This window comes from Vreelandella halophila (assembly GCF_009856365.1).
Lineage (GTDB): Bacteria > Pseudomonadota > Gammaproteobacteria > Pseudomonadales > Oleiphilaceae > Halospina > Halospina utahensis_B.
In genome coordinates this window covers 462,982-483,605 of record NZ_WMEX01000001.1, presented here as the reverse complement: position 1 = coordinate 483,605, position 20,624 = coordinate 462,982, and the positions used below count along the sequence as shown (strand labels likewise).

At 60.3% G+C, this 20,624-nt stretch carries 15 protein-coding genes and 1 tRNA gene; 9 read left to right on the top strand and 7 right to left on the bottom strand.

Going from position 1 to position 20,624, the window contains the following annotated elements:
• Nucleotides 1–47: 47 nt before the first annotated feature.
• Together GLW01_RS02110 and GLW01_RS02105 are read right to left on the bottom strand one after the other, a co-directional pair.
• Entirely contained in the window at nucleotides 48–1,361 is a 1,314-nt protein-coding gene (locus GLW01_RS02110; RefSeq protein ID WP_160897984.1) for a sensor domain-containing diguanylate cyclase, read from the bottom strand.
• 117 nt (nucleotides 1,362–1,478) lie between these two features.
• Complete coding sequence (locus GLW01_RS02105; RefSeq protein WP_160897983.1) at nucleotides 1,479–3,674, bottom strand: putative bifunctional diguanylate cyclase/phosphodiesterase; 2,196 nt, start codon at nucleotides 3,672–3,674, stop codon at nucleotides 1,479–1,481.
• Between the two features lie 236 nt (nucleotides 3,675–3,910).
• On the opposite strand from GLW01_RS02105, the gene GLW01_RS02100 reads away from it, so the two are divergent.
• Nucleotides 3,911–5,119, top strand: a complete 1,209-nt coding sequence (locus GLW01_RS02100; protein WP_160897982.1) for a M24 family metallopeptidase — start codon at nucleotides 3,911–3,913, stop codon at nucleotides 5,117–5,119.
• Nucleotides 5,120–5,124: 5 nt separating this feature from the next.
• Here the strand turns inward: GLW01_RS02100 and GLW01_RS02095 are convergent, their stop codons facing one another.
• A complete protein-coding gene (locus tag GLW01_RS02095) occupies nucleotides 5,125–6,009 on the bottom strand; it encodes a LysR family transcriptional regulator (RefSeq protein WP_160897981.1) in 885 nt (294 codons plus the stop codon).
• A gap of 190 nt (nucleotides 6,010–6,199) precedes the next feature.
• Here GLW01_RS02095 and GLW01_RS15720 point away from each other — a divergent pair, with 190 nt between their 5' ends.
• The 7 genes from GLW01_RS15720 (at nucleotide 6,200) to GLW01_RS02065 (ending at nucleotide 12,919) form a co-directional block, all read left to right on the top strand.
• A complete protein-coding gene (locus GLW01_RS15720; protein WP_269844205.1) occupies nucleotides 6,200–6,322 on the top strand; it encodes a hypothetical protein in 123 nt (40 codons plus the stop codon).
• Between the two features lie 2 nt (nucleotides 6,323–6,324).
• Nucleotides 6,325–7,806, top strand: coding sequence for a sodium:solute symporter family protein (locus tag GLW01_RS02090; RefSeq protein WP_160897980.1), 1,482 nt, complete (start codon nucleotides 6,325–6,327; stop codon nucleotides 7,804–7,806).
• A 68-nt stretch (nucleotides 7,807–7,874) separates the two neighbouring features.
• Nucleotides 7,875–8,624 carry a 5-oxoprolinase subunit PxpA gene (locus GLW01_RS02085; RefSeq protein WP_160897979.1) on the top strand — a complete coding sequence of 250 codons (750 nt, stop codon included), beginning with the start codon at nucleotides 7,875–7,877 and terminating at the stop codon, nucleotides 8,622–8,624.
• On the top strand, nucleotides 8,621–9,334 hold the full coding sequence (gene pxpB, locus GLW01_RS02080; protein ID WP_340162425.1) for a 5-oxoprolinase subunit PxpB: 714 nt from the start codon (nucleotides 8,621–8,623) through the stop codon (nucleotides 9,332–9,334). The genes GLW01_RS02085 and pxpB overlap by 4 nt, the downstream gene beginning before the upstream one ends.
• The gene (locus GLW01_RS02075; protein ID WP_160897978.1) at nucleotides 9,331–10,275 is read left to right on the top strand and encodes a biotin-dependent carboxyltransferase family protein; all 945 of its coding nucleotides are present in this window, start codon (nucleotides 9,331–9,333) and stop codon (nucleotides 10,273–10,275) included. The genes pxpB and GLW01_RS02075 overlap by 4 nt, the downstream gene beginning before the upstream one ends.
• Nucleotides 10,276–10,426: 151 nt before the next feature.
• Nucleotides 10,427–11,938, top strand: coding sequence for a Na+/H+ antiporter NhaC (gene nhaC / locus GLW01_RS02070; RefSeq protein WP_160897977.1), 1,512 nt, complete (start codon nucleotides 10,427–10,429; stop codon nucleotides 11,936–11,938).
• Between the two features lie 207 nt (nucleotides 11,939–12,145).
• The gene (locus tag GLW01_RS02065) at nucleotides 12,146–12,919 is read left to right on the top strand and encodes an SDR family NAD(P)-dependent oxidoreductase (protein WP_160897976.1); all 774 of its coding nucleotides are present in this window, start codon (nucleotides 12,146–12,148) and stop codon (nucleotides 12,917–12,919) included.
• A gap of 179 nt (nucleotides 12,920–13,098) precedes the next feature.
• Here GLW01_RS02065 and GLW01_RS02060 read toward each other — a convergent pair.
• The 3 genes from GLW01_RS02060 to GLW01_RS02050 form a co-directional block, all read right to left on the bottom strand.
• Nucleotides 13,099–13,175 (bottom strand) — tRNA-Met (locus tag GLW01_RS02060).
• Between the two features lie 128 nt (nucleotides 13,176–13,303).
• Nucleotides 13,304–16,726 carry an Ig-like domain-containing protein gene (locus GLW01_RS02055; RefSeq protein ID WP_160897975.1) on the bottom strand — a complete coding sequence of 1,141 codons (3,423 nt, stop codon included), beginning with the start codon at nucleotides 16,724–16,726 and terminating at the stop codon, nucleotides 13,304–13,306.
• Between the two features lie 14 nt (nucleotides 16,727–16,740).
• Nucleotides 16,741–18,078 carry an outer membrane protein transport protein gene (locus tag GLW01_RS02050; protein WP_160897974.1) on the bottom strand — a complete coding sequence of 446 codons (1,338 nt, stop codon included), beginning with the start codon at nucleotides 18,076–18,078 and terminating at the stop codon, nucleotides 16,741–16,743.
• Nucleotides 18,079–18,510: 432 nt separating this feature from the next.
• Between GLW01_RS02050 and GLW01_RS02045 the strand changes: the two genes are divergently transcribed.
• Complete coding sequence (locus GLW01_RS02045) at nucleotides 18,511–19,548, top strand: GGDEF domain-containing protein (protein WP_160897973.1); 1,038 nt, start codon at nucleotides 18,511–18,513, stop codon at nucleotides 19,546–19,548.
• Here GLW01_RS02045 and GLW01_RS02040 read toward each other — a convergent pair.
• Nucleotides 19,524–20,534, bottom strand: a complete 1,011-nt coding sequence (locus tag GLW01_RS02040; RefSeq protein ID WP_160897972.1) for an AraC family transcriptional regulator — start codon at nucleotides 20,532–20,534, stop codon at nucleotides 19,524–19,526. The genes GLW01_RS02045 and GLW01_RS02040 overlap by 25 nt on opposite strands.
• Between the last annotated feature and the right edge of the window lie 90 nt (nucleotides 20,535–20,624).

Sequence of the window (20,624 nt, the reverse complement as noted above, 5' to 3'; positions counted from 1 at the left end):
ATCCAGTTGTCCATCAGGTCTAGAGTTTTTGCTCTATGCAATCCAGCTCATGCGCCCTTCATTACTCGGTTACGGCCGGTCGCCTTGGCCAGGTAAAGCGCCGCATCGGCCCGTTGAAGAGCCTGCTCAGGGTGCTCATCTTCCCTATTGAAGCGACTGACACCAGCGCTGACGGTCACCTGGAACACCTCGCCCCGGTAGGTTGTGCAGGCATACCCCGCAATTTCCACTCGCAGGCGCTCCGCGAGATCCATGGCCTCCTCGATCCCCGTTCCCGGCAGCAGAACCCCAAACTCCTCGCCACCAAGACGGCAGGGTACGTCGCTCTCCCGCACACGGTCAGCCAGAGTGCGTGCCACGTTCCCGATCACCTCATCCCCCGCACCGTGACCATAGGTGTCGTTAACAGCCTTGAAATGGTCAATATCAATCATGACAACCGAGGCCGGGATCTCACGGCGGCTGAACAGCTCATAGCTCTCGTTCAGCCGCTCCATGAAAACCCGCCGGTTGGGAATCTGCGTCAGTGGATCTGTGAAAGACAGTTCACGGAGACGAGCCTCCTGCTCCTTCTGCTCGGTGATGTCCCTGACCGTGCCGATGAAGACATGACCACCACCGACAGGCGTGTAATCCCCGCGCTCATAAACCCACCTCACCGAGCCGTCCGGGCGAACAACGCGATGTTCAACATCGAAAAGGCCAGTCTGCCTCGCCTGCACCTCCATGGCATCAACAAGCGCCAGATCCTCCGCATGGACAAAGGTGCGGAAGGCATTTACCGAGGGCGTGAACGTATCACTGGAAACCCCGAAAATCTCGAAAACCTTTTCCGACCAGTACAGGTCCCCCGCATCCAGGTTCGCCTTCCAATAGCCGAGATTGCCGATTTCCTGCGCCCTCTCGAGGGTCTGGATCAGCTCGCGGTTAGCCTCCGACTCTTCGCGTAAGCTCTGCTCAAGGTCCTTGTGCGAGGTGATGTCCAGATGGGCACCACTGACCCATTCGGGCTGCCCCTCCGGGGTCCAGCTGACCACACGGCCGAAATCCCGGATCCAGATCAGGCGGCCATCCCGGTGGCGTACACGCACTTCGCAGTCATAGACGGAGGCCTCACCATCAAAGTGCGCCTTCAGTGCCTGTTCCGAGACCGGGCGATCCTCTTCAATGAGAAAGTAAAGCCATGTATCGATGGAGGTGGGCTCAAGCTCCGCCAGGGTGTAACCCAGCATTCTGGCCCAATAGTCGTTGAACTCGGTCTCTCCGGTCTGCACGTTCCAGATCCAGGTTCCAAGTTCAGCAACATCAATGATGGTTTCGAGTGCGGAAACCCGATCTCCAGAAACTGGGGGCTGCCCCATACTTCACTCCAGGACCTCGGACTGATCAGTCACAGTCAATGTACGCGAGTCACGAGCCGATCAAAGTGTGGATACTACGTAATGTAGTATAACGACAGAATCACGAATGCACATGGTTCAGTCGCGGTCTGGAAACCGGGCCGGAAGAGAGTCCAGTTCGGCAACAGGCAGGGCCCTGGAGAACAGGAATCCCTGAAGAAGATCGCAGCCGCGGGCGACCAGGTCGTCGCGCTGCGCCTCGGTCTCAACCCCTTCGGCCACCACCTTCAGCTGCATATGGTGAGCCATGGTAATGATGCCCTGGACGATCGCCATGTTGTCGGGGTTGGTGAGAATATCCCGGATGAAGGAAATGTCGAGTTTGACCTTGCTGGCAGGCAGATCCCGGAGGTAGCGCAGGCTAGAATAGCCGGTGCCGAAGTCATCAATGGAGACCGTCACGCCCAGCTCCCTGAGCTGCTTCATCAGCTCAATGGTTTCCTGGGCGTTTTCCATAAGCACCCCCTCAGTCACCTCCAGTTCCAGCAGATGGCCCGGCAGACCGGTTTCCGCCAGAATGGCCCGGACCTCTTCCACAAAGTTACGGCGCCGGAACTGCAGAGTGGAAATGTTCACCGCCGCCGGAACCACCTGGCAGCCTTCCCGCCAGCGCTGCATACCATCCTCGCACGCTCGCCTGAGCACCCAGCGCCCCACCTCGATGATCTGGCCCGTCTGCTCAGCAAGGGGAATGAACACCCCCGGCGATATCATTCCCCGCTGAGGATGGTGCCAGCGCACCAGCGCCTCCACTCCACGCCAGGAACCGCTCACCGCATCAATCACTGGCTGATAATGCAGCTCCAGCTCATTGCGCTCCATTGCCAGACGCAGGTCATGGCGCAGAATAATCTCGTCCTGTGTGGCGGGGCGGCGCTCCTGCTCATACCAGTGCCAGGTATTCATCCCCCGACTTTTCGCCGCCTCCATGGCAATGTCCGCATGCTGGATCAGAATGGGCGCCTCGGATTCGCCATCATCCATTGCCAGGCCGGCGCTGGCGCTGAGATGAATCGCGTGCCCCTCCACCTCAAAGGGGTCCTCAAGTGCTGAGAGTATCGCCTCTGCCCTGCGTTCAACCATCGCCGGCTCCTCAACCTCTGGGAGCAGCACGACGAACTCGTCAGCCACAAGCCGTGAGAGTACGCAGTCCTGTCCCAGAAGCTGCTGGAGACGCTCCGCCACCCGCTGCAGCAGCGTGTTCCCAACACGGTGTCCGAACCCTTCGTTGATGGGTTTGAAGCCATCCAGATCCAGATACATCACTGCAACAGCCCGCCCTTCGCGGCGGCGCTCATGCAGGGTGTGCAGCAGTTGTTCCTCAAAAACCACCCGGTTAACAAGCCCGGTTACGGCATCGTAGCTGTTGTGGAACGCAATCAGCCGCTCATGCTCCTTGCGCATCGAAATATCCCGGCATACGCCGAAGACCCCGACAATCTCCCCATCCACCTGGATCGGGAAATTGGTTACTTCAAGGTCGTAGGGTTCCCCCGTGGACAACACGCCGCGCGTCTCATAGGTAACATGGCCTCCGGAACGGGCCTGCGCAAATGCCTCACGGGTCTTCTTCTGGAACGGCTCCGCCACGAACTCATTGAAATGGTGCCCCGCGTACTCCGCCTGTGAGTAGCCGGTGATGCGCGCAAATGCCGCGTTACCCCGCCTCAGATAGCCGTCCAGATCGAACTCATAGACGCCATCGGGATGGTGCTCATACAGGGATTGATAACGGGCTGTCAGATCCTGGTAACGGTACCAGTCGCGATCCCGGATAATGGCCAGCGCCGCCAGAGCCGCCGCCTGCTGGAGATTGAAACGATCCGCATCCGAAGGACTGGCGGGCTCCCGATAATAGGTGCCGAAGGTTCCCAGAAGTGTCTCACCTTCCGCGGACAGGACGGGAACGGACCAGCAGGCCCGCAGCCCCTCGTCCAGTGCGATCGACCGGTATCCCTCCCAGCGGTCATCCGTCTGGATATCCGTGGTTACCATCATGGAACGGTGGTAGGCAGCACTGCCGCAGGCCCCCACACCCGCAGCCACTGGCAGATCCCGCAGGGCTTCGGTAAAACGGACGGAGAACCGATCATTGGGGACCAGACTGAGCGTACCCCGCTGCTCGTCGTAACACATGAGTGACACCAGGGCCCCCGGCAGCATCTCCTCGGCAAAGGCTGTGATCTCGGTCAGCACTTCCTCCAGGGGCTCGTGCTCCGCGATCATTTCCTGAATCTTCTGCTGGCTCTTGAGAAGTGGCTGCTGCACGGTCATCGGTTGGCTACTCGGGATTCTGCTCGTAGGGGATCATGATAAACACCCTAATGTTTAGTTGATATTTCGCAACAGACAAACGCTCCATCCGCAGACGGCCGACATTTCCCATTCCAATGATGGCATTTGAACTACTCATTTGCCGTCCGGCCCCCCTCCAACAGATAGTACGCCCCATCCGGAAAGGTACCCAACCCACTCACCTTTTCCCTGCGTTTTCATTACGGAGTGTTCCCATGGACCTGCCATCACTGATTGAGATCCCCAACGGCGACAAAGTAACGCCCACCTTTTCCATCGACGAACTACAGCGGCGCCTCGGCAAGCTGCGAAAGCACATGGCCGAGAATGACGTGGACGCCGTTGTCCTGACTTCCTACCACAACATCAACTACTTCAGTGACTTCGTGTACTGCCGGTTCGGGCGGGACTACGGGCTGGTGGTCACCCAGGAGCGCTACACCACGGTCACCGCCAACATCGACGGCGGCCAGCCCTGGCGTCGCAACCAGCTGGGCGACAACATCATCTACACCGACTGGCAGAAGGACAATTTCTTCAAGGCCGTGCGGGAGCTGTGCGGCGGCTGCCGGCGCGTGGGCATCGAGTACGACCATGTCACCCTGCAGAACCACACCAAATTCCAGGATGCGCTCGGGAAGGTCGAACTCGTGGACATCGGCGTACCGACCATGCAGATGCGGATGCTCAAATCCCAGGAGGAGATTGCGCTGATCAAACAGGGCGCGCGCATCGCGGATCTGGGCGGATCAGCAGTCCGCGACGCCATCGCCGCAGGGATTCCCGAATACGAGGTGGCACTGGCCGGCGAGCAGGCCATGGTGCGCGAGATCGCCCGGACCTACCCGCACACGGACCTGATGGATACCTGGGTCTGGTTCCAGTCCGGCATCAACACCGATGGCGCCCATAACCCGGTGACCAGCCGGCGGGTGCAGAAGGGCGACATCCTGAGCCTGAACACCTTCCCCATGATCTCCGGCTACTACACAGCACTGGAGCGCACCCTGTTCTGCGACCACGCCTCCGACGAGCACCTGCGCCTGTGGCAGATCAACTGCCAGGTGCACGAACGCGGCCAGGAACTGATCCGCCCCGGCGTGCGCTGCTGCGACATCGCCCACGAACTCAACAAAATCTACGCGGAGCACGACCTGCTGAAGTACCGCTCCTTCGGCTACGGCCACTCCTTCGGCACCCTCAGCCACTACTATGGCCGCGAGGCGGGCCTGGAGCTGCGCGAGGATGTGGAAACCGTGCTGGAGCCGAACATGGTGGTTTCCATGGAGCCGATGATCACGATCCCGGAAGGCATGCCGGGCGCCGGCGGTTATCGCGAGCACGACATCCTGGTGGTGAACGAGCACGGGGCGGAGAACATTACCCGTTTCCCCTACGGCCCCGAGCACAACATCGTGCAGTGATCCCCTCAGCGGCCACCCAGTGCGGGCACGGGGGACAGTTCCGCCAGCCCGCTGCGCAGGAAATCCAGTACCTGCTGGGTGGCCACGTTCAGCTCGTTCTGGCGGTAGTACAGGCTGACACTCACCGCTCCCAGCGGCGGCAGGACCTCGGTCTGCTCATGGGCCTTCACATTGGCCGGTACCACTGAGGCCGCCAGGGCCGTCACACCCAGCCCCTCCTCCACCGCGGACATGATCCCGAGAAGACTGGGGCTGGTGTACGCAATGCGATACGGCACCCCGGCCTCCTCAAGCGCTGTCTCCATCATGGCCCGGTAAATGCAGCCCTGCGGGTAGGTCACCAGGGGCACAATATCCGCCTCCGCCACGCTGGAATCGTTCACCACCCACGCCAGCTGATCCACACGCTGATCCTGTTCATCCAGAGGCGCCGCCTCGCCTTCGGGCTCCATCACCAGGCAGACGTCGTAATAGTTGCGCTGGAAGCGCTGATGAATGGACTTGCTGATGTCGCTGTCCACCTCCACCGTGATGTTGGGATAGATGTTCGACAGCTCCCGCAGTGCACGCGGCAGAAAGGCCAGCTCAAAGTCATTGGGAATCCCCAGCCGAACCCGGCCCGAGACATTCTCCCCCTTGATGCGGGCCACCACCTGATCATTGATCTGCAGGATCTGCTGGGCCGCTTCATAGAGGTACTCCCCATCCTCGGTCAGCTCCAGGTTGCTGCCGCGTGAGAAGATGTTCGTCCCCAGCGTGGACTCCAGCTTCTTGATCTGGAGGCTGATGGCCGGCTGGGAACGGCCCAGCAGCTCCCCCGCATGGGTGAATCCCCCCAGATCCTTGATGGTCACGAAAGTCCGCAGAAAGTCGATCGGTATGTTGGTCATCGGTGTCTATGCCCATTTGGTCATGTTATGGCGCCATCAGGAGTTCAAATCCGGAGCCGGTTTTATTAGCGCCGCATCTTGGTAAGGTGTGCATCCGGCATACGTGGAACTACTTAGCAAGAAACTTTTCAGCAGTTCCCGCCGCCCGAAAGAAAAGCATGTCTTTCAGAAACGACAGGAGTTGTGACAGATGAATTCTTGGGTTCTTGCAACATTCGCCATCCTCACCGGCGTGATGCTCGCGCATTCCGCCGCCACCTTCGTCAAACGTGAACTGGACAGGAAGCCGGCCAACACCTCAACGCGGAGTTGACCATGGATCCGTACACGTATTTCAACTGGGGGCTTCTGGCTCTCACCTTCGTTCCTCTCATCGGTATCGGCTATCTCTCATCCCGCTACATCACCAAGGACTCCGAAGGCGGCTTCCTGGTGGCCGGGCGCTCACTCGGGCCCTTTGTGGCAGCGGGCACCATTGTAGCAACCGGCTTCAGCGGATGGGGATTCATCGGCTCCCCCGGGGTCACCTACAAGTTCGGCGCCATCGAGGTACTGGGGAACTTCTTTTTCGCCCCCGCGATGATGATTGCCGTACTGTACTTTGCGCGTTTCCTGCAGAGTCGTGCCCTGGAGATGGGCAGCAACACCATTCCCGAATACGTGGCACAGAGCCACGGTGGCGGCACCATGGGGCGGGTGCTCCAGGGCGTTGCCGGCATCATCACCATTCTGCTTCTGCTGGTGTTCCTGACCAGCCAGATCAAGGCGGTGGGCCTTCTGGGCGCCGAGTGGCTCGATATCAAACTGGGCACCAGCGCCACCCTGATGATTGCCGTGATCATCATCTACACCATGCTTGGCGGCCTGGCGGCCGTGGCCTGGACAGACACCATCATGGTCTGCGGCATGGCCCTGGCTGCTGTGCTGATCATGATCCAGATCTTCACCAGTGTGGACCTGACCGCCTGGCAGAGCTCGCTCAACAACATCGACCCGGAACTGCTCAACCCTACCACTGGTGCACACTACGGTGACAACGTGGGAACCGTCTTCCTGGTCCTGCCCTATGCCTTCCTGTTCTCCGCGGTGCTGCCGTACATGGCCATCCGCTTCCTGGCCATGAAACCGGGCATCAAGTTCCACAAGGTCGGCGTCTATGTCGCAATTCTCGGGGCACTGCTCAGCCTGATCCCGATCGTCGGGCTCTACATGCGCATGCAGTTCCCTGAACTGGAGGATCCGGACCGGGCCATGCCCATGTACCTGGAGCACTTCATGCACCCGGCCATCCAGGGGCTGATCACCCTGTTCATCCTGTTCGCCATGAAGTCCACGGCCAACTCCCTGCTGCACACCGTGGCCTCGGCCACCTCCCATGACCTGCGCCTGGCGCTGTTCGGTGAGCACCACAGTGACCACGAAGCACTCACCATCAACCGTGTCGCGGTGGTGATCCTGGGGATCGTGGGTCTTCTGATGATGCTCTACGCACCGCCTTTCATGCTTTCCTGGCTGGGCATACTGGGCTCCGGCACGCTCATGGCCAGCATGATCGGCCCGGTGTTCATCTCCACCTTCTGGCAGGGCAGCGGCTGGGGCGCGCTCACGGCCATGATCGTAGGCTTTTTCACCAGCGGCTATATGATGCTGTTCATGGAGGTGGGCTGGCTGATCGGCCCGCTGACCGGGTGTGCCGTGTCGTCCGCGTGCTACGTGGGGGTCTCTCTGCTGACCGACCGTAAACGCACAGGCGATGAAACCGACGCCATGAACCTCACTGGAACCTCCTCCACCTGAGAGGGGGTATTGCAGTATCCTTGGTCTGTTCCCGCACTGACTTTCAAAGCTGAGGTGGTGAAACAACCGTGACAGGACTGCGACTGAATGCGGACATGGGCGAAAGCTTCGGCCCCTGGGCAATGGGGATGGACGAGGCCGTCATGCCGGTGGTAGATCTGGCCAACATCGCCTGCGGCTTCCACGCCTCGGACCAGGACCACATGCGGCGAACCGTGCAGCTGGCGGTGAGCCATGGCGTGACCATCGGCGCCCACCCGGCCTACCCCGACCTCATGGGGTTCGGGCGGCGCTCCATGGCTTGTTCAGCGGAAGAGATTGAGAACCTCGTGCTCTACCAGATCGGAGCCCTCAGCGCCTTCTGCCGCGCGGCAGGCACTGATGTGCATTACGTCAAACCGCACGGGGCGCTCTACAACGACATGATGAAAAACCATGACATCCTGGCGGCGGTCATGCGCGCGGTTAAGGCGTTCGACCCGAGGGTGGCGCTCATGACCCTGTCCACCCGGGACAATCACCCGGTCCGCTCCCTGGCCACGGCCCACGGCATTCCCCTCTGGCTGGAAGCCTTTGCCGATCGCGCCTACGACGACGACGGCCACCTTCTCAGCCGGAGCAACCCCGGTGCCGTACACGCAGAGCCGGAAACCATCATCGAACAGGCCCGCCGGATCGCCCGGGGCGAAACACTCACCACCAGCTGCGGCGGCGAACTGATTCTGGAAGCGGACACCCTCTGCGTCCATGGCGACAACCCGGAATCCATCGCCGCCATCCGCCGCATCCGCGACGCCATTCATCAGTCAACGCCATGATGACACCCCGGGTGGAAAACGCCGGCATTGATGCCTGGGTGGTGCGCTTCTCCGACCGGATCGACCCCGCCAGCCGGAACTGGATCACCGCCTTCTGCCGGGACTGCCGTGCCGTACTGGGTGACGCACTGGTCGAGATGGTGCCCTCCTACACCACGGTTCTGGTGCAGTACGACCCCTGGCAGCTCACAGACACTGTGTCACGGAGACTGCTGGAAAGCGTTCTGGAACGGCTGGAACCCAGCAGCGAGGATACCGGGGGGCGCCTGATCAAACTGCCGGTATGGTACGACGTCAGCGTGGGCCCGGAGCTGAGCCTGATCGCGGAGCGTAACGGCTGGTCCCCGCAGCGGGTTGCGGCCGCTCACGCGGCCACGCAATACCAGGTCTTCGCGCTGGGGTTTGTGCCGGGGTTCGCGTTCATGGGGCTGGTGGACCCGGCGCTGGCCACGCCACGGCTGGCCACACCCCGGCAGCAGGTTCCGCGCGGCAGCATCGCCATTGCCGAGCGCCAGACGTCGGCCTACCCCCAGGTGACGCCCGGGGGCTGGAACCTGATCGGGCGAACGCCCCTCACGCTGTTCGATGCCACCCGCGAGCCCATGACGGTCCTTGAGCCGGGGGACCGGGTCCGGTTTGTGCCGATCTCCCGGCAGCGCTTCATCGAGCTCGGCGGCGACCCCACGCCCGTTGCGGAGGCAACCCCATGAGCCGCGCCGGTGCCCTGCGTGTCGAGCAAGCCGGCCCCCTGGCCCTGCTGCAGGATGCCGGGCGCTTCGGGGTACGGCATCTGGGGATGACCCAGGGTGGCCCCATGGACTGGTACGCCGCTGGCTGGGCCAACGCCCTGCTCGGCAACGCTCAGGTTGCTCCGGTTCTGGAAATCACCATTGGCGGGCTCTCACTGGTCGCCGAAACCAGTACCACCCTGTCACTCACCGGGGCGGACCTGGGGGCCACCGTCAACGGCCAGCCGCTGACGCCCTGGCAGCGGTTTGAGCTGCATCCAGGCGACCGGCTGGCGTTCGACCTGCCCCGCGCCGGCATGCGCGCCTACCTGGGCATCCCCGGTGGCTGGCAGGGGGAAACCAGCCTTGGCAGCGTTGCCTGCGTCACGCGCGAGGGACTGGGCGGACACAAAGGCGGCGGGCGTCCCCTGGAGTCCGGCGACCGGCTGGCATTCCCACAACAGGAACCCGGCCGCTTTCCTGCGGAAACCCATGTGCCAAACGCCCAGCGGATGGATTACCAGCAACCGGCCCGTCTGGGGCTCATCCCCGGCGGTCAGGCGGCCCGGTTTGACGGCTACAGCCTTTACCAGGCCTTCAACCGGCAATGGACGGTCGACACCCGCACGGACCGCATGGGCATCCGCCTCACTGGGCCGGAACTGGTCTGCCGCCACACCGCCATGATCTCCGAAGGCATTCCCGCTGGCGCCGTGCAGGTTCCGGCCGACGGTCAGCCCATCTGCCTGATGAACGACCGCCAGACCATCGGCGGCTACCCGCGCCTTGGCACCCTCACGCCCCTTGCCCGAGCCCGCCTGGCGCAATGCCCGGCCGGCCACCCGGTTCATCTGCGCGCCTGCGGCACTGGCAGCGCCCAGCGTGAATGGCGCCATTTGTTTTTCTTATGGCCGCATCAGTAGTTCAAATCCATAAGCGGTTTTATTAGCTCCCTACCCTGATAAGGTATGCCACCCCAAACGGGGCGCACTACCTGTCTGATCCAGAACTTCATTGTCCCGCAACGTTCACACCCTGGCCGCAACGCCGGGATAAACGTCATGGAGAAGTACTATGAGCTCTGATGATCCAAAACCAGGTCTTGGCCTGGCCTTTCTGCCCATTGCACTGACCTTTGTGGTGCTGGGCATCCAGTTGTTTGTATTCGACACCTTCACCCCACACGTTCCCCTGGTCCTGGGGATCGCCATAACCGCCCTGATGGGCCGCTACATCGGCCTGAGCTGGAAGGATATGGAAGAAGGCATGCTGCAGGTGGTGAGCCTGGGCCTGCCGGCGGTGGGCATCCTGATGCTGGTGGGCATGATCACCGGTGTCTGGATCGCCAGCGGCACCGTGCCCACCCTGATCTTCTACGGTCTGGAACTGCTGGACCCGACCATCTTCCTGGCCGCAGCGACTCTCCTGTGCGCCGTGGTCTCCGTGTCCCTGGGCACCTCCTGGGGGACCGTGGGCACCGTGGGTCTGGCCCTGATGGGGATCGGTGCCGGTTTCGGTCTGCCCGCCCACTGGACGGCAGCGGCCGTGGTCTCGGGCGCGTTCTTCGGCGACAAACTCTCGCCCCTTTCCGACACCACCAACCTGGCGCCGGCCGTCACGGGCGTCTACCTGTTCTCCCACATCCGGAACCTGCTGCCCACCACCCTGCCCACCATGGCAATCGCACTGGTGCTCTATGGCATTGCCGGTGTCTGGCTGATTGACGATCAGGCCGCGTCCTTCGAGCGCATCGCCGCCATCAACGAGGGGCTCTCCAGCAGCTTCACCCTGTCCTGGTGGACGGTGCTGCCGGTCATCCTGGTGATCGCCATGGCCGTCAAGCGCCTGCCGGCCCTGCCGGTGCTGTTCACCGGTGTGCTTCTGGGTGGCCTGACCGCCGTAATCTTCCAGGGGGCCTCGGTCCAGAACCTGTTCGCCTTCGCTTTCTCCGGCTATGAGATCAGCACGGGGGTGAGTGAGATCGACAACCTGCTCAACCGGGGCGGCATCCAGTCCATGACATGGGTGATCACGCTGCTTCTGATCGCACTTTCCTTCGGCGGCATCCTGGAGCGCACCGGCTGCATGAAAGTGCTCATCGAGGCACTGGTCGCCCGGGCACAGACTTTCCCCCGTCTCCAGACCTCCGCCATCGGCAGTTCCATGGCCACCAACATCATCGCCGGCGACCCCTACCTGGCCATCACCCTGACAGGGCGCATGTTCGGCCCGGCCTACCGTGGCAAGGGGTACTCGATGCTCAACCTCTCCCGCGCCACCGAGGAAGGCGGCACACTGATCTCGCCGCTGATCCCCTGGAACGCCGGCGGTGCGGTGGTGATCACCTCGCTCGGGCTGACCGTCTCCGGCGCGGATATGACCGACCTGCTCTACATCCCGCTGGCCTTTGCCTGCTGGCTCTCGCCGCTGTTCGGCGTACTTTACGCCTACACCGGCTGGTTCTCGCCCAAGGCCTGCGAGGACGAACAGCAGGAGTGGATCGAGAATGACGAGGACATCATGGACATGGACCAGTTCCACAAGGACGTCCAGCGCACACGCAACAGCGTGTACCGCATGAACTGACCCCCTCCCTCGTAATACCGGAAGCGGCACCGCCCGCTTCCGGTGCCCTACCTACCCCCCCTTTTTCAGCCTCTCCCAACCGCACATCACGGCTGCAGCGCACGGATTTCTTCATTATGGATCTATGTCATGTTCCTGGAGCTCCGGGTGGCCTATGCTCGACTCAGGCGAGCGGTTCTTTGCGGGCACCAGTCAGGAGGCAACCCCATGGCACGACTTCAGAACAAGACAGCGATCATCACTGGTGGCACTGGCGGTATTGGCCGCGTCACCGCCGAGCGCTTTCTTCAGGAAGGGGCCAGCGTTGTGATTGTGGACCTGGACCAGCAGCAGCTTGAGGCGACGCAGGCGGAGCTCAGCAAGCTCGGTACGGTACGGGCCATCCAGGCGGATGTGACGCAGGAGGCGGATGTCCAGCGGTACGTTGAACAGACGCTGGAAGAATTCGGCCGGATCGACGTGTTCTTCAGCAACGCCGGCATTGAGGGCAAGGTTGCCCCCATTACGGAACAGAGCCTTGAAGACTTTGACCGGGTGATGGGCGTGAACGTGCGCGGTGTCTTTCTGGGGCTGAAACACGTCATGCCAGTGATGTTCCGCCAGCAGTCCGGGTCCATCATCAACATGTCCTCGGTGGCGGGGCTCATGGGCAGCGCCGGTGTCGCGCCCTATGTCGGCTCCAAGCACGCGGTGGTGGGCATCACCAAGACCGCCGCACTGGAGGCCGGCCCCTACAACGTGCGGGTCAACTCAGTGCACCCCTCACCGGTCAATACGCGCATGATGCGCTCCCTCGAGGAAGGCTTCAGCCCCGGCCACGCGGAAGAAGCGAAAACCATGCTGGAGCAGAATATCCCGCTGGGCCGTTACGGCGAATCCATCGACGTGGCCAACTGCGTGCTCTTCCTGGCGTCCGACGAATCCAGCTTTATTTCCGGATCCATGTACCGGATCGATGGGGGGATGGGGGCGAAGGGATGACAACGGGAAGGCGACCTTGGATACCGTTCGGCGCGTGCTAAGGGTTCTGGACGCCCGGATGGCTCCTGACCTCTCTAGGCTGGAGAGTCCTTCCGGCACACAGGTGTCACAGAGCAAATCGGGAGGTCTGAAACGAAAAAAGGCAGACCAGTAAGTAACTGATCTGCCTTTTCGGAATCTGGTAGCGGGGGCTGGATTCGAACCAACGACCTTCGGGTTATGAGCCCGACGAGCTACCTGACTGCTCCACCCCGCAACTGCTTTGTCACCGCTGGGCCTTGGCCCGTCGATGTGGTGCGTATCCTATGGAATCGCGCCCCGCCCGTCAAGGGCTTGGGGGCGGATTTCCACTAAAAAGGCCAGCCCGGAGGCTGGCCTGATCGGTCATTGCTCCGATGTAGTCTGTCGTAACTCCTGCGGTATATCCTTTACAGGATTTGATATAAAATTGAGGTATAAGCCTTCTTTAGGAATCTCAAGAGGAAGCTTCAGAGTTACTATCCCTGCATCCTCAAACCCCCCAGTATTCGCAGTTACCATCAGTTCGTCATTGTGACCGACTGCCTGGGTATTCCATTGTTCAATTTGCATCCGGCCATCATCGAAAAAGGTGATATCTCCTTTTAGCTTTAGAGAAAACGGCCGACCATATAGATCATGTGTGCCTCCTAAAGGAATTTCCATATCCGGTGCGTCAATTAGAAGGTCAACCTCCGTCACAAAGATCGGCTGACCATTATCACCCGTCGTTATCACCCCTGGGATTAATGAATTTCTTGCACACTCTTTCTGGTCGTCGTCACAGCTGGGATCATCTTTCGCATAGCGCATTCTGAGTACTTGTGTATTTGTCACTGTTTCTTCCTGCAGCGGAATAAGGTCGAGGAAGTAAATCTTTGTGAAAACGCTAATTGAGCTTGTGGCCAGCATAGTTGGATATAAATCAACAAGCACACCTTTGTGCTTCGTGCCATCAGACGCTTCGTAAACACCAGGTCCTTTGACTTCTGTGTTAAGCGCGTAAGTCTGGTAGATGAACTTATTTCGTGGACAGCTTTTGCCTTCTCCAGCCACGCATCCAACTTGGGCTGCTTGATCGTCTACAGCAGCTCCCTCAGCTTCCGCTGTGCCCCCAATAACTCCCAGCTTGGTTGCGTTAGCCGCAGGTTCCCAGCCTTCATCATCACTGCCTTCAGTGGAATCGTTAAAAGGTTCCAAGCATTCATCCGTATCATTCCTGAACCGGCGCTTACCATCGTCTGTCTCTGATGGGGCACAATCCACGAGGAAATTCGAGTTTGTATCGCGAACTGGCAGATTGCGTAATGGAGTAAACACAGAGTCCTTGGGTTTAACGCCCTCAAAATAGATAACCAAAGGGTCTGGTGTGTCATTGTCGCCACCGAGTCCCTCCAAAAGATCGGTTTCAAGGGGCAGGTCCTTGGAACTGCAAATCGACGCTGGAGGATCCTCCTTGCAGGCATCAGAGTTTTCATCTGTGTTTGAAGCCATAGTGTACCGATAGAAAGCCCCCGGCTCCCACGGCTCGTCCGGGTAGAAGCGAATCCGCTGATTATTCTTTTCCAAGCGGCCGGTCACTGCAGGGTCATCCGCAACTGGATCACCATTTTCGTTGACTTTCTCTACGGTGAACGTTTCTCCCAGTCGAATGGAGTCCAAGTTCATCGATTGAGAAAAGACCACCGTGATCGGGCGATCAGCAGGCAATTTGCTGACTGGCAGGGTATCCCGTGTTGGGTTGCGCCCGTCTTCATAAGCTGCGGCACCGTCGTCGTAACACTGCCCAAGAACCCCTGCGCTTAGGTCCATCTCAGAGAAGTCAGTCTCACAGGGAAATCCGGGGTATGTTGTCAAAGCCAATGGAGGACGGGCAGGTGTCAGGTCTGAGTTTGATTCAGGTGTCGGCGGCAACGAGAATTCTAGATCTTTCGATGTGGCCCCGTTTCCAGCCAGATCAGTAAGCTGATTGCTAATTGTTAGCGTGTAATTATCTATATTGTGTCTCAGTCCTCCCGGAGGGGTTGCGGTTACAGTCGTCCCATCCACCTTGGTTTCAAGGTTGGTAACTTCGGCGCCATCCGCATCCAGAGTAAGTCCTTCGCTAATAGAGTCTTCATCAATGGGCTCGTTGAAGTTCAGGGTCACCGGATCACCCGGGCGATGCATCCGTTGCCGTGTCTTGGGAACCGCAGGGTCAGCCGAATCAGGACCATTACCCGGCATCCAACTCACCAGCTTCGGCGGCTTATCATCCACCGGACGCAGATCCGCAGCATCCGTGGGCGCGTCCTCGGAGATATCACCTTCCAGGTTGAAGGCGATGATGGAGTCAGTGATTTCCTGCCCCAGCAGCTCGGGCTCAACAACACCAATCGCATCAATCGTGAGCACGCCATCCCGGACCATGGCAATGCCCCGAAGTTCAACGCCCATCAGGTCCTGTGAAAGCGCTGCGTTCGGCTGCTCGCTTTCGGTGTTCATGGCGATATCCATGAACAGCGTTACGTGGCGTGGCGCGGAGTCATCGTCCGTGTAGGGGTTGGGACTGAGATAGCCGGTGGCGTCCGAAATCATGGTGACCTTGATGTCACCAGTGGTCTCCTGCGGCCCATAGTTACCATCACCGGCACGGGCTTTGAGGATCGGGACCTCACCGCCCACTTTCACGTCAATGCTGGTACCACGCAGTACGCTGTTTCGCGGAATACGCAGAGGCAGCGGCTCGTCCGAGTCGAAGTTGGGTGCATAGCCAAGCTCCGCGAAGAGAGAGCCAGTCTGCTGGGAGGGGCCTGCCGTGCCCTGCAGCACTGAGTTGAGGGTAACCCCATTGATGATCTGGCCGTTCAGGATGGATCTTGTAGCCTGGTCCTCACTTTCCCCGCTTGCCAGGCCGGAATCCACGTTGATCTGTTCCGCCACGACGGTCGGCGCCGTATCACGGGGCGTGTACTTGAACTCCTGGTTAAGCGCCTGATCCCCATCCGTCTTGCTGGGCAGATCATTCAGGGTCAGGGTGTAGGTTTCGCCGGCTTCAAGGACGTCATCCTTACTGCCGCACCCAGCCAGCGTTTCCGTCACACAGGGATCAACAGTGATGCTGTTGCCCCGGATGATCACTTTCGCATCAACCGGCTCGCCATTGCTGTCCGTCAGCTCAACACTGCCGCCCATATCCTCCCATTGCGGATGCACTGGGTGGGTGGTTTTCAGCCGGAAGGTGGAGAAGTTCATGGGGCCGAACTGGCCTGGCTCGCTCTTCTGGCTGTCCGGCAGCGGGACGGCCGAAGACACCTCAAACGAGTCAGCCCCTTCTACTCTGTTATTCGGCCCGTCATACAGGTTCCGCGTTGAGAACTGAATCCCGGGCTCGCCCTGAGCATTGGGTTCAGTGATGGAGGAGCCATCCGCTGCAAAGAGCGAACCGCCTTCAAAGGTCACACTGTAATCAGACTGGGCATCCAGCCCACCATTCGGGGTAAGCACCAGGCTGCGACCGCCATCCACTTTTTCCAGGGAATACCGAATGTCTTTTTCGCCATCCTTCTCGAGTTGGATCTTGCTGGTCGCCTCCGCTGCTGAATCCGCAACAGCATGGGAGAACCGAAGCACTACTTCCGCCTTGGGGCTGACACCAGCCTGCCCATCTGTGGGATAGGAATAACTCAGGTAGGCATCACCACCCGCACTTGAGGCTGAGACTGCGATATCATCGGATTGCTCTTCACCACCCATGCAACCAGTAAGCAGCAGCAAGGGAATCAGAGCCAGGGTATATTGTTGTTTCATGGCATGATCTCCGCTTAAAACTTCAGTGTGACGGAGCCACTGACGACGTGAATTTCGCCATCTGCAGTGACCGGCTGTGTGTTGCCGTCAATGTCTTCAATGGTGAAGTCGCGCTCCTCCAGCTGCTGGTACTGGTAACCGATATCAAACCGGACCGGATACCGCAGAAACCGTGTCCGCTCATAGGTGGCGCTGAGCCCCAGCCCGGCAATGATGCGATCATTGTCGATGTAGTTGAGCTTGGGAGTCCGTGTGCTTTTCAGGGGTGATTCCTCATAGGCCAGCCCGCCGAGCAACTTGAAACGACCAAAGAGATCCATTTCAGCTCCGATACGGGGGACGACAGTGTCCTGAAACTCCGCTTTCCGCGCGGCGCTGCCGGAGGCATCTTCCTGGTCCCTGATGGTGTCGGCTTCAAGCTCGCCTTCCAGCCCGGACCACTCGCGCTTTTCTACCGTAAAGCCGGCCCGCCAGCCATCCCCCTTGTACTGGGTACCGAAGGCGTAGATTTCCGGTTGATAGGAGTCAATGGTGGATACAGCGAGACTCAGGCCAGGATCAGGGATGGTCTGCTTGACAATGATGTTCGAGTTAACGGCCGTGGAGGATGCAGAGCTGTTCCGGAAGCTCAGCGCACTTTCAAAACCACTGAGGAAGCAGCTGCTATCCGGGCAGAAGGTATCTCCCCAGTTCAAGGTCAGCCCGAGAATGGAGCGGATGTTGGGTTCCGCCTCGACGGAAAGTTCTTCCTGTTCAGTTTTCCCTGCAAGCGTGGAAGTGGCGTTAAGGGTTGCAGTAGCATCAAGCGTGATTCGGGATGCAGCCCCTATACTGAGCCCCCGCCAGACTTTGGTGCCAGCGCCGAGGGAGAGAAACAGCGGTTCACGCCCATAGCGCATGAACTGACCTGTCTCTGATGCTTCCGACCCAAACGCGAGCATCTCCTTGCCGTATTTCTCCACACCGGCAATGAATCCGAGATGGATCGGGTGGCCAGATTGGAGGAGCGAGCCAACATTGGTCTTCATACCCAGCAGAATGCTCTGACTCGGGTCATTTGAGAGCACCTCACTGTCGGCGTTTGGCCGCTCCGCCCGAAGCTCCTGTTCAGAATGCATGATCGCCTGGGTCAGCTCACCACGCTCGTCCTTCACCAGGGCAGCCGGGTTATAGTAGTTGGCTGAGACCTGGGAATTGAACATGGACAGTGCCTGGGCGGTGGCCAGGTCTTCCGGGAATATGCCGTAGCTGGTGCCGATATTACCCATACTGGCATGGGTGCCCGCGCTGGCACCTGCGAGGGCAATGCCAAGTGCGAGGCGTCGAATTGCGGTTCCGTGCGTGGTCTGCATAGAGGCTCCTACTGCTCTTGTTATCCGAGCCTGATTCCAGGCGATCGTGTTTTATGAAGTGTGATTCACTTGGTCATTTACAGTTCGTTACACTTGCAATTCTATAGCCCTTCCGCGCATACACTTTGGCCACACCGACGTCCGTTTGTGTCAAAGAAGGCAGTCTGTACCAGTCATTACCAGCCCGCCGACTCACCATTGACTAATATCAATAACTTAAACCCGGTGGGCACGCCATTGCTCGAGTGTTGCCCAGCGTTGCGTTTTGTTAAATGAGGCGTTTGTGTGACACAGGTCACACAACAAAACAGAGTTCCCGTGCGGAGGCTTCGTGGGACATGGTGGACTGACGGCGCGAACCACCCATGGTAGGCTTCAGCGCTGAGCTCACGTGGTCTCTAAAGCACACTGTCAGCGGGATGACAAACCGCCATGCCGGAAGCCTTCCAGCACTACCCTGACGACATCTCCCTCGAGTCCCTGCTCGAGCATGCCCGCCGCAATGAGCGCATCGCCCGCAACCTGTTCGAGATTGAGCGGGAGATCATGGGGTGTCGCGACTGCGCCGCCTTTCTGGACCGGCTGGTGGACCGCGTGCGCGATCGCTTTGACCTGGATGAGGTCTGGCTGGTCCTGACGGACGTGGAGGCCAACCAGCCACTATGGGAGATGCTGAGCGAGGACGGCGCCCTGAGCCTGCGTGTGAACGCACCCGCTGCGGACTTCCTCCGCCTTACCGGCAGCAGCCAGAAGCCCATACTGATCCCGGACACCCGCAGCTGCCAGTACCTGATCCCACCCGTCTGGCAGAGCAGCATCCAGTCCATGGCCATACTGCCGCTGTTGGTCGAGGAAAGACTGGCCGGCGGCCTGGTGCTGGGGACCCGCACAGCAGGGCGTTACAGTCGGGATATGGGGGCGTTTTTCCTTGAGCAGCTGGCGGTCAAAGCCTCCCTGGGGCTGGATTCCGCTTTTGCCCGGGAACAGCTTCGCCGTCTCGCGACCCGGGATGCCCTGACCGGTCTGCGCAACCGCCGCGAGATGGAGACAGTCCTGCAGAAGGAACTGAGCCGTTCCCGCCGTTACCAGATGCCGCTGTCGCTTCTGTTCATTGACTGTGACGGCTTCAAGCGGATCAATGACGGGCACGGCCATGAGTGCGGCGATGCCTACCTGTGCCACCTGGGCGAATGCCTGCGCCGCCAGCTGCGTGAGGACGACAGCGTCTTCCGTTTTGCCGGGGATGAGTTCGTGGTGGTCCTGCCCAACCAGAGCGTGCAGGCGGCCACGCACATCGCCACCCGCCTGCAACAGGGGCTCGCGGATGAGCCACTTGAGTGGGCGGGCCACTCGATTCCCCTGGCATTCAGCGTGGGCGTGGCGGGCAACGAGCAGCCCGGCCTGGACGACTCACGCGCCCTGCTGCGCCACGCGGACCAGCGTCTTTACGAGCAGAAGCGCGAGCGATAGCCCCCGGGTGTAACCCCCGTCCACTTCTTGAAGGCCCGATGGAAGGTGGAGGTCTCCGTGAACCCGGCTCGGTGGGCGATCTCGTTGATGGACAGCTGATCCCGCGTGAGGTGGACAATGGCGATGTCCCGCCGCAGGTTGTCCTTGATCTCCTGGAACGAGGTGTTCTCCGCCCGCAGTCGCCGGCGCAGGGTCTGGGGGCTGGTGTTGAGCTGCTGGGCGATGGCCTCGAAATCCGGTATGGGCTGGGTGAAGTCCCGCCCGATCAGGGCCCGGATACGGGCGGTGTAGCTGTTGCGGTCATCAGGCCGGGCCATCAGGTCCGCCGGCGAGGTCATCAGGAAGTGGCGCATCTCCAGCTCATCCCGGATTACCGGCTCCTGCAGGTAACGCACAGGAAAGGCCAGGCCGGTCTGCGGCTGGTCAAACAGCATCGGCGCATGGAAGATGCCGCGGTATTCATGGCTGTGGGCCGGCTCCGGGTAGTCAAAGCTGACCCGGGTTAACGGTATGCCCTGGCCAATGAGCCAGGAGCTGAGCCGGTGCCAGATCACCAGCAGCGATTCCCGGAGAAAGTGGTGACTGTCTTCGCTGAGCGGTGCTTCCGTCTCGAGCGTGATCAGGGCCTCCTCGCCATGGATACTCAGCGGCATGGTGATGCCGGTTTCGAACAGGCCGTAGAAATGGCTGGCACGGCGCAGCACACAGTCAAGGTTGTCGCAGTGGATCACCAGCTGGCACAGGGTCGCGAAGGTTCCGGGGCGACTGCGTGCCGGGGCGAAGCCCATGAACTCGTCCTTCATGGTGGCCCAGATCACCTGCATCAGCCGGGTGTACTGGTTACCGGTCACCCGCGCCTGATCCTGCTCGATGAGCTCCGGCTCAATCCCCGCCTCACGCATCATGGCATGGGTGTCATACCCCTGGCGCCTGGCGCCGGCCAGAGCTGCGGTTACAAAATGGGCGGAGACAGTAAGGCGTGCCATGAGCGTCCGTGTCGGTGAGCGGATTGGTCAATGGATCTGAGCATCGGCGCCGGTGGACGCCTGTTCACAGGTGCGTATGGTAGAGCCATC

Bases quoted from the DNA above. Each gene is read 5' to 3' on its own strand.
- GLW01_RS02110 (WP_160897984.1), bottom strand. From the start codon at position 1,361: ATGGGGCAGCCCCCAGTTTCTGGAGATCGGGTTTCCGCACTCGAAACC.
- GLW01_RS02105 (WP_160897983.1), bottom strand. From the start codon at position 3,674: ATGACCGTGCAGCAGCCACTTCTCAAGAGCCAGCAGAAGATTCAGGAA.
- GLW01_RS02100 (WP_160897982.1), top strand. From the start codon at position 3,911: ATGGACCTGCCATCACTGATTGAGATCCCCAACGGCGACAAAGTAACG.
- GLW01_RS02095 (WP_160897981.1), bottom strand. From the start codon at position 6,009: ATGACCAACATACCGATCGACTTTCTGCGGACTTTCGTGACCATCAAG.
- GLW01_RS15720 (WP_269844205.1), top strand. From the start codon at position 6,200: ATGAATTCTTGGGTTCTTGCAACATTCGCCATCCTCACCGGCGTGATG.
- GLW01_RS02090 (WP_160897980.1), top strand. From the start codon at position 6,325: ATGGATCCGTACACGTATTTCAACTGGGGGCTTCTGGCTCTCACCTTC.
- pxpB (WP_340162425.1), top strand. From the start codon at position 8,621: ATGATGACACCCCGGGTGGAAAACGCCGGCATTGATGCCTGGGTGGTG.
- GLW01_RS02075 (WP_160897978.1), top strand. From the start codon at position 9,331: ATGAGCCGCGCCGGTGCCCTGCGTGTCGAGCAAGCCGGCCCCCTGGCC.
- nhaC (WP_160897977.1), top strand. From the start codon at position 10,427: ATGAGCTCTGATGATCCAAAACCAGGTCTTGGCCTGGCCTTTCTGCCC.
- GLW01_RS02065 (WP_160897976.1), top strand. From the start codon at position 12,146: ATGGCACGACTTCAGAACAAGACAGCGATCATCACTGGTGGCACTGGC.
- GLW01_RS02055 (WP_160897975.1), bottom strand. From the start codon at position 16,726: ATGAAACAACAATATACCCTGGCTCTGATTCCCTTGCTGCTGCTTACT.
- GLW01_RS02050 (WP_160897974.1), bottom strand. From the start codon at position 18,078: ATGCAGACCACGCACGGAACCGCAATTCGACGCCTCGCACTTGGCATT.
- GLW01_RS02045 (WP_160897973.1), top strand. From the start codon at position 18,511: ATGCCGGAAGCCTTCCAGCACTACCCTGACGACATCTCCCTCGAGTCC.
- GLW01_RS02040 (WP_160897972.1), bottom strand. From the start codon at position 20,534: ATGGCACGCCTTACTGTCTCCGCCCATTTTGTAACCGCAGCTCTGGCC.